10 protein-coding genes are annotated in these 13,173 nt (G+C 40.2%); 2 read left to right on the top strand and 8 right to left on the bottom strand.

Going from position 1 to position 13,173, the window contains the following annotated elements; genetic code table 11:
- Positions 1-124 precede the first annotated feature (124 nt).
- Positions 125-727 carry a nucleoside-triphosphatase gene (locus BP549_RS03090; RefSeq protein WP_292378050.1) on the top strand — a complete coding sequence of 201 codons (603 nt, stop codon included), beginning with the start codon at positions 125-127 and terminating at the stop codon, positions 725-727.
- A 68-nt stretch (positions 728-795) separates the two neighbouring features.
- Here BP549_RS03090 and BP549_RS03085 read toward each other — a convergent pair whose 3' ends face one another.
- The 3 genes from BP549_RS03085 to BP549_RS03075 all read right to left on the bottom strand — a co-directional run bounded on the left by BP549_RS03085 (position 796) and on the right by BP549_RS03075 (position 6,040).
- Positions 796-2,319 (bottom strand): PAS domain-containing sensor histidine kinase, encoded by a 1,524-nt coding sequence (locus BP549_RS03085; protein ID WP_292378048.1) that lies wholly within the window; start codon positions 2,317-2,319, stop codon positions 796-798.
- A gap of 671 nt (positions 2,320-2,990) precedes the next feature.
- On the bottom strand, positions 2,991-4,538 hold the full coding sequence (gene lysS / locus BP549_RS03080) for a lysine--tRNA ligase (protein ID WP_292378046.1): 1,548 nt from the start codon (positions 4,536-4,538) through the stop codon (positions 2,991-2,993).
- Positions 4,539-5,182: 644 nt separating this feature from the next.
- The gene (locus tag BP549_RS03075; RefSeq protein WP_292378044.1) at positions 5,183-6,040 is read right to left on the bottom strand and encodes a metallophosphoesterase; all 858 of its coding nucleotides are present in this window, start codon (positions 6,038-6,040) and stop codon (positions 5,183-5,185) included.
- Positions 6,041-6,410: 370 nt separating this feature from the next.
- Between BP549_RS03075 and BP549_RS03070 the strand changes: the two genes are divergently transcribed.
- The gene (locus BP549_RS03070; RefSeq protein WP_292378042.1) at positions 6,411-6,890 is read left to right on the top strand and encodes a GNAT family N-acetyltransferase; all 480 of its coding nucleotides are present in this window, start codon (positions 6,411-6,413) and stop codon (positions 6,888-6,890) included.
- A gap of 142 nt (positions 6,891-7,032) precedes the next feature.
- On the opposite strand, the gene BP549_RS03065 is transcribed toward BP549_RS03070, so the two are convergent.
- The 5 genes from BP549_RS03065 to BP549_RS03045 all read right to left on the bottom strand — a co-directional run bounded on the left by BP549_RS03065 (position 7,033) and on the right by BP549_RS03045 (position 13,130).
- Positions 7,033-7,920 carry a S16 family serine protease gene (locus BP549_RS03065; protein WP_292378040.1) on the bottom strand — a complete coding sequence of 296 codons (888 nt, stop codon included), beginning with the start codon at positions 7,918-7,920 and terminating at the stop codon, positions 7,033-7,035.
- Between the two features lie 278 nt (positions 7,921-8,198).
- Entirely contained in the window at positions 8,199-8,603 is a 405-nt protein-coding gene (locus tag BP549_RS03060) for a CU044_2847 family protein (RefSeq protein WP_292378039.1), read from the bottom strand.
- Positions 8,604-8,759: 156 nt separating this feature from the next.
- Positions 8,760-10,181, bottom strand: a complete 1,422-nt coding sequence (cysS, locus tag BP549_RS03055) for a cysteine--tRNA ligase (protein WP_292378037.1) — start codon at positions 10,179-10,181, stop codon at positions 8,760-8,762.
- 258 nt (positions 10,182-10,439) lie between these two features.
- Positions 10,440-11,033: a Maf family nucleotide pyrophosphatase gene (locus tag BP549_RS03050; RefSeq protein ID WP_292378035.1), complete on the bottom strand. Its 594-nt coding sequence runs from the start codon at positions 11,031-11,033 to the stop codon at positions 10,440-10,442.
- Between the two features lie 78 nt (positions 11,034-11,111).
- Positions 11,112-13,130, bottom strand: a complete 2,019-nt coding sequence (locus tag BP549_RS03045) for a monovalent cation:proton antiporter family protein (RefSeq protein WP_292378034.1) — start codon at positions 13,128-13,130, stop codon at positions 11,112-11,114.
- Positions 13,131-13,173: the final 43 nt, after the last annotated feature.

Raw genomic sequence — 13,173 nt, 5'->3', positions numbered from 1 at the left:
GCTATAGAACAGCCTAGAACAGCCCATAAAACAGTAAATAGAACTGTAGATAGAACTGTCCCTAAAAAGGCCTATAGAACGTCCCTAAAATTAAATTGAAAAATACAATATGTGAGGAAAAACAATGTCCGAAAAAATGATTTCAGAAAATGGGAATTATCCGGAACATAAAGCCCATAAACCGATATTTATAATAACCGGGGAGCCAGGCGAGGGGAAAACGACCCTCCTTACCCAAACCCTTTGCTTCCTCGGAGCAAAAGGAATTCGCTATTCAGGAATCCTGGCCCCCGGAAAAATAAAGAACGGTGCAAGATACGGCTTTTCCGTAAAGGATCTCTGGACAGGAAAATCAGTTGAACTCTGCAACAAAGAAAACAGGGCTTGGATTAGGCATGGTCCCTTTTACTTCAACCCTGACGGGGTGTTTCATGGAAAAAATGCCCTTTTAACCTCGGAAAAAGTAGATCAAGACATTGTTGTAATCGATGAAATAGGCCGCTTCGAACTGAATGGGGAAATTTGGGCCGAAAGTGTGGACAGGTTGAGATCTCTCGTGGATTTCCCGATGATCTGGGTGGTGCGAAAAAGCCTGCTCGAAGCCGTGATCCAGAGATGGAATGTGAAAAACAGCTTTGTATTCGAGGTGAGAAAATATAGACCCTCCTTAATTGCAGAGAAGATTACCAATCATCTCTCCTCAAATCCTCGGTTTCAGAATAAATGATGCATTATTCACCGCCGGGGCTGGGAAAAGCCTTCCTATAACTATACCGTATTAAAATCTGAAATTATTCATCCTGAGAAGTTAGCAGATATCCCAACTTTGGTGGCACTATCTTTGAATATATTATCCGGTTTTTCCATTTCATCCAGACCATTTACGGGCAGCTCAAATATGAAAGATGACCCTTTTCCCTGAACACTTGTAAACCATACTCTGCCCTTATGCAAATCAACAAACTGTTTTACCAGAACAAGCCCAAGGCCAGTACCTCCGTACTGCCGGTTCATGCCCGAATCGATCTGTTTGAAAGGCTCAAAGAGGTATTTCTGATCTTCAGAAGATATACCTATTCCCGTATCTGTGACCGAAAATATAGCTCTGTTTCCGCTTTTTTTACAGTAGACAGAGACTTTTCCTCCTTCCGGGGTAAACTTGACAGCGTTGCTTACGAGGTTATAAAGGATCTGAATAAGGCGGCTTCTATCCGCCTGAATATCTCCAATATCCAGATCCATATTAAAATCCATTTCAAGGGATTTAACCTGAGCAAGGGGCAAGATAGTGGATTTCACCTCATCGAAAACCGAGCCAATAGAAAACTCACTGTAGTTAAGTTCCATTTTTCCGGCTTCTACTTTTGATAGGTCAAGGATATCGTTTATAAGTCCAAGGAGATGCTTTCCGCTGACAGAGATGTTATTAACATATTTTAGCTGCTTTCCGTTGAGATCCCCAAAAACTTTTTCGAGCAGGATATCCGAAAAACCAATAATGGAGTTAAGAGGCGTCCTCAGCTCGTGACTCATATTGGTAAGGAACTCACTCTTTGTGCGGCTGGCAGCTTCCGCTTCCAGTTTTGCCTGGAGGAGTCTCTCTTCGGTTCTTTTACGCTCGGAAAGGTCAATGAAACATTCAACAAAATAAGCTTTGTCCTCTATAGTTACTGGAACCACACTCTTAAGTATCGGGATGACTCCCTTTTGAGCATTGATGATCTTTCTTTCTGAGTTATCCACACTCAGTCCAAGATCACTGATAGGGCATTTTCCAACCTCTGCAGGACAGATAAATTGGTGACATATATTTCCGACAATCTCTTCTTTTGATCTCCCTATCGTTTTAATTGCAATGGTGTTTACATCAACTATTTTATGGCTAGAAGCCTCGATTAACAATATTCCGCAAAGGCTTTTTTCCAGTAAAGCACTCAATATCTCTCTTTCTTTTTGAACCAAACGTTCTGATTCTTTACGCAAAGTTATGTCCCGGATGATTATCAGGAGAGTTTTTCTTTGGTCACACATGGCTAAGGAATTAACCTCTACATCGAGGATACTATTATCTGACCTTTTGATCTTCGTCTCAAAAAACGCCGATCTGTTCTCCAGAGTTGCGTTCAATGCATTCTGGAAGCTGGGAAGAGATTCTTCAGTAAACAGAGAAAGGAGGGAAATTTTTTCAAGATGGGCCCTATCATATCCGAGAAGTTTACAGCCTTTAGGGTTAACTTCCAGAATATGCTCCCCATTTGTTATAAGAATTGCATCATTGGACTGCTCAAATAGAGCCTTATATATTTCTTCTTTAGCCATTAGATTATCCTCGGCCATTTTACTTAAAAGCGGATTATTTTTTCATTTTTATCTTAGGTTCAATAAAGACACTTTTCCGGGATTGAAGAAGTTTAAATTATAATCAACGACTATAAAACACTTTAAAGCAACAACTATACAAAATTTTATACAGTAAAAACACTTATTACATTTTATTATAAAGATTTATTGTTGAAGATGTGATCTAGAAAAAAAATATGATTAAAGATATTATGCAGAAAATAAGGTAAATGACAATATAAAAATATGGAGAAATGTAGATTGAATGATGAAATATTTTTTGAAGTCTAAGACCAGTGTATTTTTGAAAAATCTGGCATCTGACAATTTTCCGTAAAATGCAGGAAAATAGAAGTTAACGAATAAGTTAAGCACCAGACTAAAAGACCTTTACGAAAATTTAGAGACTCTTCAAAAGTCCTCATCCGGGATATAAGTTCCAGATTATGCATCCAGAAACTCAGGGAATTTTATGACTTTCTTTGTTCCATCCAACAGTAGACTTCATCCGAATTAAGTTCTATGCTGCCCGAGGAAGATGCCGTTCAGGCTTCTCCGGAATAAAAAAGAAGGGGATTTTCTCCCCGACTGAACCGTCCGCTTAGAAGGACAAACTCGGACCTGCAGAACAAAATTAAGTCTGAAATCAATCAGTCTTCTCTTTTCATCTGCGGGAAGAGAATCACTTCCTTGATGGATTCCAGACCCACAAGGATCATGGTAAGCCTGTCGATTCCAAGTCCCATACCTCCAGTTGGGGGCATTCCGTATCCGAGGGCATTTACAAAATCGTAATCTATGGTCTGGGCTTCAAGGTCTCCTAACTTTCTTTTCTTGTCCTGCTCTTCGAACCTTTTTTGCTGCTCAAGAGGATCATTCAGTTCGGAATATCCGTTTGCCAGTTCCCAGCCGTTCAGGAAGAGTTCAAACCTCTCTACAAAGCCTTCTTTTGACCTGTGGTTCTTGGCAAGTGGGGAATTTTCAACAGGGAAATCATAAATAAAAGTCGGATTTATCAGTTTGTCCTCTACCAGGCCTTCAAAGAGCAGGGCAAGGAATTCTCCGTAAGTTTTTGCCTTTTCATAGTCCTCAATTCTGTTTTCAATTGCGATTTGCTTCAACTCTTCAAGAGAGTGAGCAAAGACATCAAGCCCGGCATACTCTTTTAAGGCATCTTCCATGGAAATTCTCTTCCAGGGAGTTTGGAGATTGAGCGTGTTTTCACCCATTTTGACTTCGTAGCTGCCAGTCAGCTTGAAGACAAGTTCCGAAATGAGGCTTTCGGTTAAGTCCATCATGTCATTGTAATCCCTGTAAGCCTCATAGACCTCGATCATGGTGAATTCAGGGTTATGGGTTGTGTCGATATCTTCATTCCTGAAATTCTTGGAGATCTCAAAGACTTTCTCATAGCCGCCAACAACAAGCCTCTTTAGGTAGAGTTCTGGAGCAATCCTGAGGAAGAGTTTCTGTTCTAGACAGTTGTGGAAAGTTGTAAAAGGCCTTGCATTTGCTCCTCCGTACACATTCTGGAGTATTGGAGTTTCAAATTCCAGGAATTCCCTGTCAGTAAGGTAGCGCCTGATCTCAGAAATTAGTTTGCTCCTCATGACGAAGATATCTCGTTTATCAGCATTGACTATGAGGTCAAGATACCTTTTCCTATACCTGGTTTCAATGTCTTTTAAGCCGTGGAATTTTTCTGGGAGGGCACAGAGGGATTTTGAGAGCAGGGAGAATTCGGACACGCTGATGGAGTTTTCACCCCTTTTTGTCCTAAAAAGTGTGCCCTGAACGCCTACAATATCTCCCGAGTCGACCAGGGTTTTAAAAGTCTCGAAATCCTCATCAGGAAGATTTCCTTTTCTTAAAGTAACCTGAATTTTGCCTCCCTGGTCTCCAAGATCGGCAAATATCATTTTTCCAAGCCTGCGAATATTGTAGAGCCTTCCTGCGGTTCTAACCATTAGCCCTTCATTCTTTTCAAAGTCCTCGAACTTTTTCTGGATTTCACAGATATCCCCATTCTTTTCAAACTTATAGGGGTATGGGTTAAATCCCTGGTTTCTGATGCTGTTTAGTTTTGCAAGTTTAGAATCATCAAAGACCCTGCTATCTGAAATCTCATTATTGTCAGATTCATTGTCAGAAGGCACAAGGCTATCTGACATTTTTTCATTATTAATTTCCATGCTCATCGAATCAGTACATCCTATTCAGGTGAATGCGAATAAACCGCTTATTAATCGATTAGCGATCAATCATTAAACCAATAATAAATTATTAAATTGATCAGTAATCACATTTAAGTCAGTAAGCTAACCATAAATGAATCAATAATAAATTAATAATCCGCGAATCAACCGTTAGTAAATCAGTTCGAGTGCCCGCAGAAGAAAAGAATCTTGGAGGGTCTCACAGAGATTTGTGAATTCTTAGATATGTAAATTGCTGATATGTGAATTATTTATTCACACTTCTATGGCTGAAAGCTGCAAGTACAAATTTCAGGAATAATAGCTATCTATTAGCCTGAGTCCTAACATTTAATTTTTTCCATACACATCCATGCATATTATATAAACATTGAGAGCAAGAATCCATGTAAATACTGAATGAGTTCCTACTGAACGGGCTCCGAAAGAAAAACAGAAAAAAATTGAAAAGAATTTCATTGTTGGTTCGAAGCCTAAAGTCAGAGTTAGACACAGCTATTTTTAAAAACCTGCCGTTAGTTGCAAAATTCAAGCTAAAAAACTATTTTATAACAAGGTTCCGTTCTATAACTCAAGCCTAATCTCTGTCTAATTAAAGCTAATCCTTGTCTACATGCCAGATCGTCTTACATAGAGCCTTTTGAATTGTTGCGTTTCCTGCTTCCAGTCTTGCTTCTAACTCTCGTATGCTTCAGTTTCCGGATATTCCTGAGCAGTCCAAGCCTTGTCCCGTCAAGCATATACACTTCGGAAGCCTCAAGTTCAATTCCGCCTGAGGAAAAAACCGGGCCCAAAAGATCTTCCTGAGTGGATTCGTTAAAAGGAACACCCCCACAGAGTTCATTAAAAGCCGGCATTACAAAAAGTTCAGGATCTGCCCACTGTGCAGGATTCTCAAAATCGAGATTTCCGAAATGAACTTTCAGAGCCTCCAGATTGAATTTTGTCTTGATCCAGGCAGGCTCAACTACTGAGTAGCCAAACGAATCTGTAAAACGGATAGTGGGATGATTATGGGCGGTGACTACGTAAGATGCGGCCAGCAGTTCAGGCGCAGGCCAAGTGTGCCCGTGGAAATATCCTACCCCGTCAAGCACTTCGCCACGTGCGGAATGCATCGAAATGTCCTTTTGCCTGTTGAAAAGAAGTTCGATTCCCCCATCATGGTTTCCTGGGAAAATATCCACATGTGTATATTCTGCAAGTGTTTCGAGGAAGCAAGGAATTTCGTCTTTTTCCTGCCAGGAGATCTGAGGAACATTATGCTTTACGTCTCCAAGAAGTATTACTCTATCAGGGAGATTTGTCTGGATATGGCCTAGAAGCCTGTCCAGCCTCCCTTTCATCTGGCTGGGTAAGTTGATTCCGCTCCTGTACAGATCCCACTCGATCCCAAGGTGGATGTCGGCAACTACCAGTGAAGTTTCATTATTGGTCACAATAAGAGCAGGCTCTTCAATAATAGGCATGATTTCGGGTGGCATAATCAATAAAAGGTTGTTTTTTTGAATTTAAAAGTATACATCAGACAGCAGCATGAAACGATTTCAATCTCAGCGTGTATGAAATATATACTTTACGCCATATAAATAAAATAGAAGACATAAATAGAAAAATAGTAGAACAGGATGAACCTGGATGAATCCAGATGAATCCAGATGAATGAATTTAAAGCATAGATGCAGCTTCAAGATTCTGTATTTTCATACCAGAAAACCCCAACTATAAAAATGGCCTAAGAATCAATAAAGAGTCAATAAAGAGGGATAAAGAGTCGATAGACTTAAAAAAATTTAAATACTCCAAAAGTAATCAAAAGATATTTCCTAAATATAAAAGCCAGATGGGGATAAAGTGGCTGAAGAAATGATAATTAGAATAGCTGAACCTCAAGATGCGGACTCGTTGAGAAAATTAATAAATGAGACCATTGATACCTGCTATTTCCGTGTTTACCCGCAGGAAGCAATTGATTACTTCAAAGATTATCACAATCGAGCGAATATCGTTAATGATATACTGGAAGGGCATTGTCTGATCCTGGCTTCAGAAGAAGAATTTATAGGAACAGGCACTCTTTTCGGTTCAAACGCCAGAAGAGTCTTTGTAAAACCGAAATACCAGAACATGGGGCTTGGGAAGAAAATCATGTACAGGCTTGAAGAAAAAGCCGTGGAAAAAGGAGTTCGGATTATGGATCTGGATGCCTCACTTGTAGCATATCCTTTCTACAGGGCTCTTGGCTATGAAACACAGGCCGAAGACGTGATCCCAGTTAAAAATGGACAAAGCTTAAGATATTACAAAATGGTTAAAAAGCTTGGAAATCAGTAATATTTCAGGCAGACCATCCTTCACAGTCAGGCTGAGTTCTCAAAACCGCAAAAAGTCAATTTTTAGCGCCGACAAAAGTAAATTCCAGGGGAAAAAATCCCCGAAAAAGAACCCAAGTTACAATCCAACTTACATTAAAAATTCACACGTTGATTTTTTCATACTTAAGTACATCATCAATTGTGTCCACATATTCGACGTTGATTCCAACCTCTTTTTCTATATACATTTTAGCATCTACGGTTTTCGGTTCCTGCTCAATAACAGTAAAACCGCCAAGCTTCCTTTCTACACGATGATATGTAACAAGTTCACTATTTTCTCTCGGGATAAGGAAAAGGGTTTTGCCCCCAGCTTTTGATGCCTGCGCTTTTTCCAGAACTCCACCTATCTGACCGATATTGCCTTCATCATCAATCGTGCCTGTAAGGGTTATACTCTTGTTGAGTTCGGCATTATTAATGGCTGAAATCGTAAGCAAGGTCATAAGAGCTCCTGCGCTGGGACCATCTACTCCCGGGGTTTCACCCGGAGCAGTAATACTGAAGATAATATCACTGCTTGACATTTGTCTACCGGTTTTGTTTTCAGCAACTGAAACAGCGGTGTTTGCAGCATCCTGGAAGACCACGCCCATAAGAGGGGTTGTCTGAACGAGCACGCGGCCTTTTCCGGGCCTGATCTCAACTGAGATATTGAGCAAGGCTCCTTCCTCAGAAACACTTCTCTGGATAAAGGGACCTGCCCTCTCAAGCTCGACTTTCTGGAAAACCGCAGGGCCTTGGAGAATAGCAAAACCTTCAATTCCTGCAGGACATATTTGAGAGCCATTTTCAAAAGACTGAAGCAACTTGTTTTCCTGGTTTATCTGCATCTTAAGTTTTTTATTTTCCGCTTCAAGGGAGCTGATTCGAGTCTGCATTTCCCGGAGCTGACCTTCCTCAAATGAGGGCTGCTCTTCAAACATGACAAAGTAAGCGTTTGCAACAAGCGAAATAGCAAGCAACAAAACAAGAAGTTTGGATTTCATACCACCTACCACTTTTTATTTGCTTCAGATCATACTTATTTTTTCCTTTTAGAAACCATGCAGATAATTAAATAAAACTACAGGATTTAACTGAAAGATCCAATAGGTGATTAGTTACCAATAAATTAATATCTTGATTACCGAGAAGTGAATCTAGAGTTAGTGATATACGAAAATCTTGGTCACCGAGAAGTGAATACTAGATTAAGAAAATCCTCTCTTTGAATCAATTCACTTATATTAGAGGATTTATAAACTGTATAGCTCGAGCTTTAACTTTACTTTTCAGGGATTTCCTTCTCAGTCTCCTCTCTTTTGTCCTTCCAAGTTAACATTACTTTCAGGTTTTTCTCATTTTCCGATTTAGTGATAACTGCTTTTCCACTCATAGTCAAGAGCAAGTTAAAGGTCAGCTCTACCTGAGATGGCCTGAACTCAGCAGGAGTTTCTTCCAGATTGTCTACAACTTTTTTAGAGATCTCCTTGATCATGAGCATTGCATTATCAAGCGATTCTGTAGATTTCTCTTCTAGGGCTTTTGGAGATACGAGTGTAAATTTTTTTATTGTACCTGGAGCATGTCCCAGTTCGGCTAAAATAAGCCCTGCTTTTAAGGCACTCCTGCCTGAATTCTCAACAACCTTTTCATCAACAGTTACTTTATCCAGAAACTGCCCCCCCATAGGCGAATACGGGCGCACCTCACAGAAAAAGAGAATGCGGCCCTAAGTGAGAATAGATTAACGTAAATAAAATGTATATATATGGATAAATAATTATTGACGTTTTAAGGATTCAACTTAATGAAATTTAGACCTTTTTAGACCTTAAACGTCTTATTAACTTTCTTCAGATTCTTTTATATTTGGCCCTTCTTTCGTATCCTGTACAATATAGCCTAGAGATTTTATTTTTTCTCTGATAGCGTCTGAAATTGCCCAATTTTTCTGTTTCCTGGCAGCTTCACGTTCTTCAACAAGTCTCATCACTTCCTCGGGGATTTTCTTTTTTCCCGATTCGGCAAAAAGGCCCAGAACATTCGAAAACTGCCTGTAAAGGGAATAGAGCTTCTCAAGGACCTGTCGATTTTTCCCAGATTCAAGGTACTTGTTAGCTGTACGGGAAAGCTCCTTGAAAACATTCAGAGCTTTTGGGGTATTGAAGTCGTCCTCAAGAGCTTCTCTGAACTGCATTTCAAGTTCAGGAAGTATTTTAAGAATTTCATCGTCTTCTGGATAAGCTGTATCTTCTGCGCTTTCCAGGCTAAACTCAAGATTCTCTAGCGTTTCCTTAAGTCGCAGATAGTTATTCTTCGCGTTTTCTGCAAAGGCATCGGAATAATCAAGCTTTTTACGGTAGTGAACTGAGAGAAACATAAAGCGCACAACTTCTCCACCGTACTTCTCGACAATCTCTGGAAGTGTGAAGACGTTTCCTTTGGATTTGCTCATTTTCTCTCCTTCAACTATCAGGTGTTCTCCGTGAATCCAGTTGCATGCAAACGGTTTTCCTGTTGCTCCTTCAGACTGCGCAATCTCGTTTTCATGATGAGGGAATATAAGATCCACTCCACCTAGATGCATATCCAGCGTTGGCCCAAAGCAGTTCATAGCCATCACCGAGCATTCTATATGCCAGCCCGGACGGATTTTCCCCCATGGGCTCTCATAGTAAATTCCCCTTTCAATTTCTTCAGGGGTTGAAGCTTTCAGAAGAGCAAAATCTCGGGGATTATCTTTATCGTATTCATCCAAGTCCACTGACGCGCCAATTATAATGTTATCAAAATCAATTTTTGAAAGTTTGCCATAATCCGGAAATGCTGAAATTCTGTAATAGACCGAACCGCCTTTTTCGTAGGCAAATCCCTTGTCCATTAGTTTTTGTGTAAGTTCAATCATGCTGTCAACATTTTCCGTAGCTCTCGGGTAAGTTGAGGCTCTTTTTATGTTCAGCATATCAAGGCCTTTAAAGAACTCTTCCGTATATTTATCCGTAAAATCCTTAAGTGACATTCCGGCTGCTTTTGAATCCCTTATAGTTTTGTCATCTATATCAGTAATGTTCATTACAAGCCTTACTCTATATCCGAGGTACTCAAGAGTTCTCACAATATTATCTGTCATCAGGAAGGTACGATAGTTACCTATATGCGGCATATTGTAAACTGTAGGCCCGCAGGCGTAAATCGAGACTTCGCCTTCCTTTAAAGGCTTGAAAACCTCTTTCTTTCTTGTAAGAGTATTATAAACCTGGAGCATCCGGAACACCTCTGGAGATTTAAGTACTGAAATATTTGTTAAAATACTTGGTAAAAATGAGACTAAATCTGATTAATCTGTTTAATTTACATTTTAGAGTTATTCAAATCCTTTATTGTTACCTAATTGTTCAGAGATGCTTTATTACTTTCGCCGCAAGCCTTAAAAAAAGCTTTGATCGCAACCTTCCCTAGGGAAAGCTTAATAAAGGTCCCATCCAGCGCAGTCAAATATTTCGAGGCTTGAAAATAAGATACTTTAGGAGAAATCTTCCTCAAATATAGATACTCCAACTTTTTCCAGGATCTTCCCAAGCCGGAAAAGAGGAAGGCCCACGACATTAAAAAAATCTCCCTCTATTTTTTCCACAAAGACTGCCCCTTTCCCCTGAATAGCAAAAGCTCCTGCCTTATCAAGGGGTTCTCCTGTCCTGATATAAGCTGAAACCTGTTCTTTGCTTATTTCATCCATCCAGACCGTCGTGGATTCCAGTTCGCTGATTTCCGTACCACTGTCAAGGTCAAGGACTGTAAGACCGGTTATAACACTGAATCTCTGTCCGCTTAGCATTTCAAGCATTTCTTCTGCCTTACCAGAATATTGGGGCTTTCCCAGAAGTTTTCCATTAAATAGCACCGAGGTATCAGCCGAAATTACAAGTCCGGAATTAAAATGTTTAGCCACGTCTCTGGCTTTTTCGGCGGAGTGCTTTAAGAGAATCTCTTCAGGGTGCAGACCAGGGTAAGGAGATTCCCTATAGGAACTGGCATGGACCAGAAAGTTCTCTCCTATAAGTTGTTTAAGCAGTTCTTTTCTCCTTGGAGATGCAGACGCGAGAATTATCTGACGCATGGGAAAAAGTCAGGAACATGGGATATATTTTTATTGCATATGCACAGAATACACGGAAATTAATTCGGGAAAATAATGCTATCCGTGAACACCTTCAAAGAACCTTCTGATACTACAAAGATCCTCAGGCTTTCCAAGAAGGATACAGGCATCTTTTGCCTGAAGAATGAAATTGCCTTCTGGAGTGTAGATCAGATCTGATCCTCTGCGAACTGAAAGTACTGTCACTCCGTGTTTTTTTCTGAAATTCAGGTCTGCCAGGGTTTTTCCATCGAAACTTGAGCCACACGTTACTTTAAGGACTTGAATCTCAATTCCCTGAAGCCCATCCTTTATACTGAATTCGCTATCAGTACATGTATTACCGGATAATTTCCGCAGCATCCTGTAACCATTAGCACGCATATCGTTTACGAGTTTTTCAATATCCTCTCTCGGGACCAGATATTTTTCCAGCATGCGGACAAAGATTTCTACTGAGGTTTCGTATTCCTCTGGGATTATTTCATCCGCGCCTAAGGCATTGAGGCGTTTCATTTCCTGTAGATCCCGTACTTTTGCGATGATGCAGACGTTCGGATTCAATTGTTTTGCAATTTCTACTATTTTTCCGGTGGCGGCCGCATCCGAGATTCCAATGATTAGAACTCTCGCATTCTTGACACCTGCATGTTCTAGTACAGCCTCAAATGTTGCATCTCCATAGTGGATTTTTTCCCCTTTCTGTTTTTCCTGCTGAACAGTTTCAGGGTTTGCTTCTACAATGATATAAGGGATGCCTGCTGCTTTTGCAGCCTTAGAGACTGTTCTTCCAGAAAAACCGAAGCCTACGACTATTAAGTGGTCTTTCATTTCAGGCTCGGCCTGTTCTTCTTCTTTAATAGGTTCCGAATATAAACCGTGTATCAGTTTCATGCCATAGGTTGTGCCTGAAACCTTTTTAATAATGAACTCGGCAGGCTTGTAGGAAGCACTGATCAAAAAGGGAGTAACTCCCATAGTAATGATAGCAACTGCAAGGAACGCCTGATACATCTCTTCTGTTAGGAGAGAATATTCCACCCCCAATCTGGAAAGAACAAAAGAGAATTCTCCTATCTGAGATAGTGCGAGTCCGGTCAATATAGTTGTACGTAATGGGTAGCCTAAAATTAAGGGCACGATTGCTCCTGCAACCGTTTTTATAATTATTAAGGCAATAGAAGCAAGAATAAGGGTAGGGAGATGGTCAAGCAAATATCCGGTGTTCAGGAGCATGCCTACAGACACAAAAAAGAAGCTCATGAACATGTCTTTCAAAGGCATGATATTTCCCATTGCCTGCTGGCTATACTGGGAACCGGATATGACAATCCCGGCTAAAAAAGCTCCAAGGGCAAGAGACAGCCCAATACTCGAGGTAAGGAGAGCCGTAGATAGGCATATAAATACAACACTAACAAGGAATAACTCTTTATTTCCTGTTCTGCCCACATGGTAGAATATACAGGGAACCAGGAATTTAGCACTCAGAATAAAAACCAGAATGATTAGTGAGCCTTTTAGAAAAACGGTTGAAAGTGAACCCTCAAAATTTAGCGAATCTCCAGCCAATAATGGAGTAATAAGAATTAAGGGAACGATAGCAAGATCCTGAAATATTAGAATTGCAAGTGAAGTTTTCCCATGCTGTGTATAAACTTCATTTCTGTCCTGAAGGACTTTAAGTACTATTGCAGTACTGCTAAGAGAAATTAAGAAACCAAGAAAGGCAGAGGTGGCGGAGCTGAAACCTAGATATGAACATACAATGAGGACTAGAAACGTAGTTAAGAGAATCTGGAGAGTTCCACCCAGAAATAAAGCCTTTTTCATTTTCCAGAGTTCTTTTAAGGAAAGATCAACTCCGATCGTAAAAAGTAGAAAGACTACACCGAGATCCGCATTCAGTTCTACGTTCTCCCCTACGTTTAGAATCCCAAGTCCATATGGACCAATCAGCATTCCGGTCACAAGAAAGCCCAATACAGGAGGAAACTGAAATCTGTAGAAAATAGTAAGAATTAAAATAGCAAATCCAAGAAGTATGTCAACGTTTGCCAGTAAAGAGAGCTCCATCTATTATTGTTCCCCCATAATATGAAATTGAGCTATCTGAACT

The sequence above is a fragment of the Methanosarcina sp. UBA289 genome (assembly GCA_002496565.1).
In the GTDB taxonomy this organism is placed as follows: Archaea; Halobacteriota; Methanosarcinia; order Methanosarcinales; family Methanosarcinaceae; genus Methanosarcina.
The sequence above is the reverse complement of the archived record's forward strand: the minus strand, read 5'-3'. Positions and strand labels throughout refer to the sequence as shown.

Coding starts and splice junctions, on each gene's coding strand:
- BP549_RS03050 (WP_292378035.1), bottom strand. CDS start 11,033: ATGCGTCAGATAATTCTCGCGTCTGCATCTCCAAGGAGAAAAGAACTG.
- BP549_RS03075 (WP_292378044.1), bottom strand. CDS start 6,040: ATGCCACCCGAAATCATGCCTATTATTGAAGAGCCTGCTCTTATTGTG.
- cysS (WP_292378037.1), bottom strand. CDS start 10,181: ATGCTCCAGGTTTATAATACTCTTACAAGAAAGAAAGAGGTTTTCAAG.
- BP549_RS03085 (WP_292378048.1), bottom strand. CDS start 2,319: ATGGCTAAAGAAGAAATATATAAGGCTCTATTTGAGCAGTCCAATGAT.
- BP549_RS03090 (WP_292378050.1), top strand. CDS start 125: ATGTCCGAAAAAATGATTTCAGAAAATGGGAATTATCCGGAACATAAA.
- BP549_RS03045 (WP_292378034.1), bottom strand. CDS start 13,130: ATGGAGCTCTCTTTACTGGCAAACGTTGACATACTTCTTGGATTTGCT.
- BP549_RS03065 (WP_292378040.1), bottom strand. CDS start 7,920: ATGAAATCCAAACTTCTTGTTTTGTTGCTTGCTATTTCGCTTGTTGCA.
- lysS (WP_292378046.1), bottom strand. CDS start 4,538: ATGAGCATGGAAATTAATAATGAAAAAATGTCAGATAGCCTTGTGCCT.
- BP549_RS03060 (WP_292378039.1), bottom strand. CDS start 8,603: ATGGGGGGGCAGTTTCTGGATAAAGTAACTGTTGATGAAAAGGTTGTT.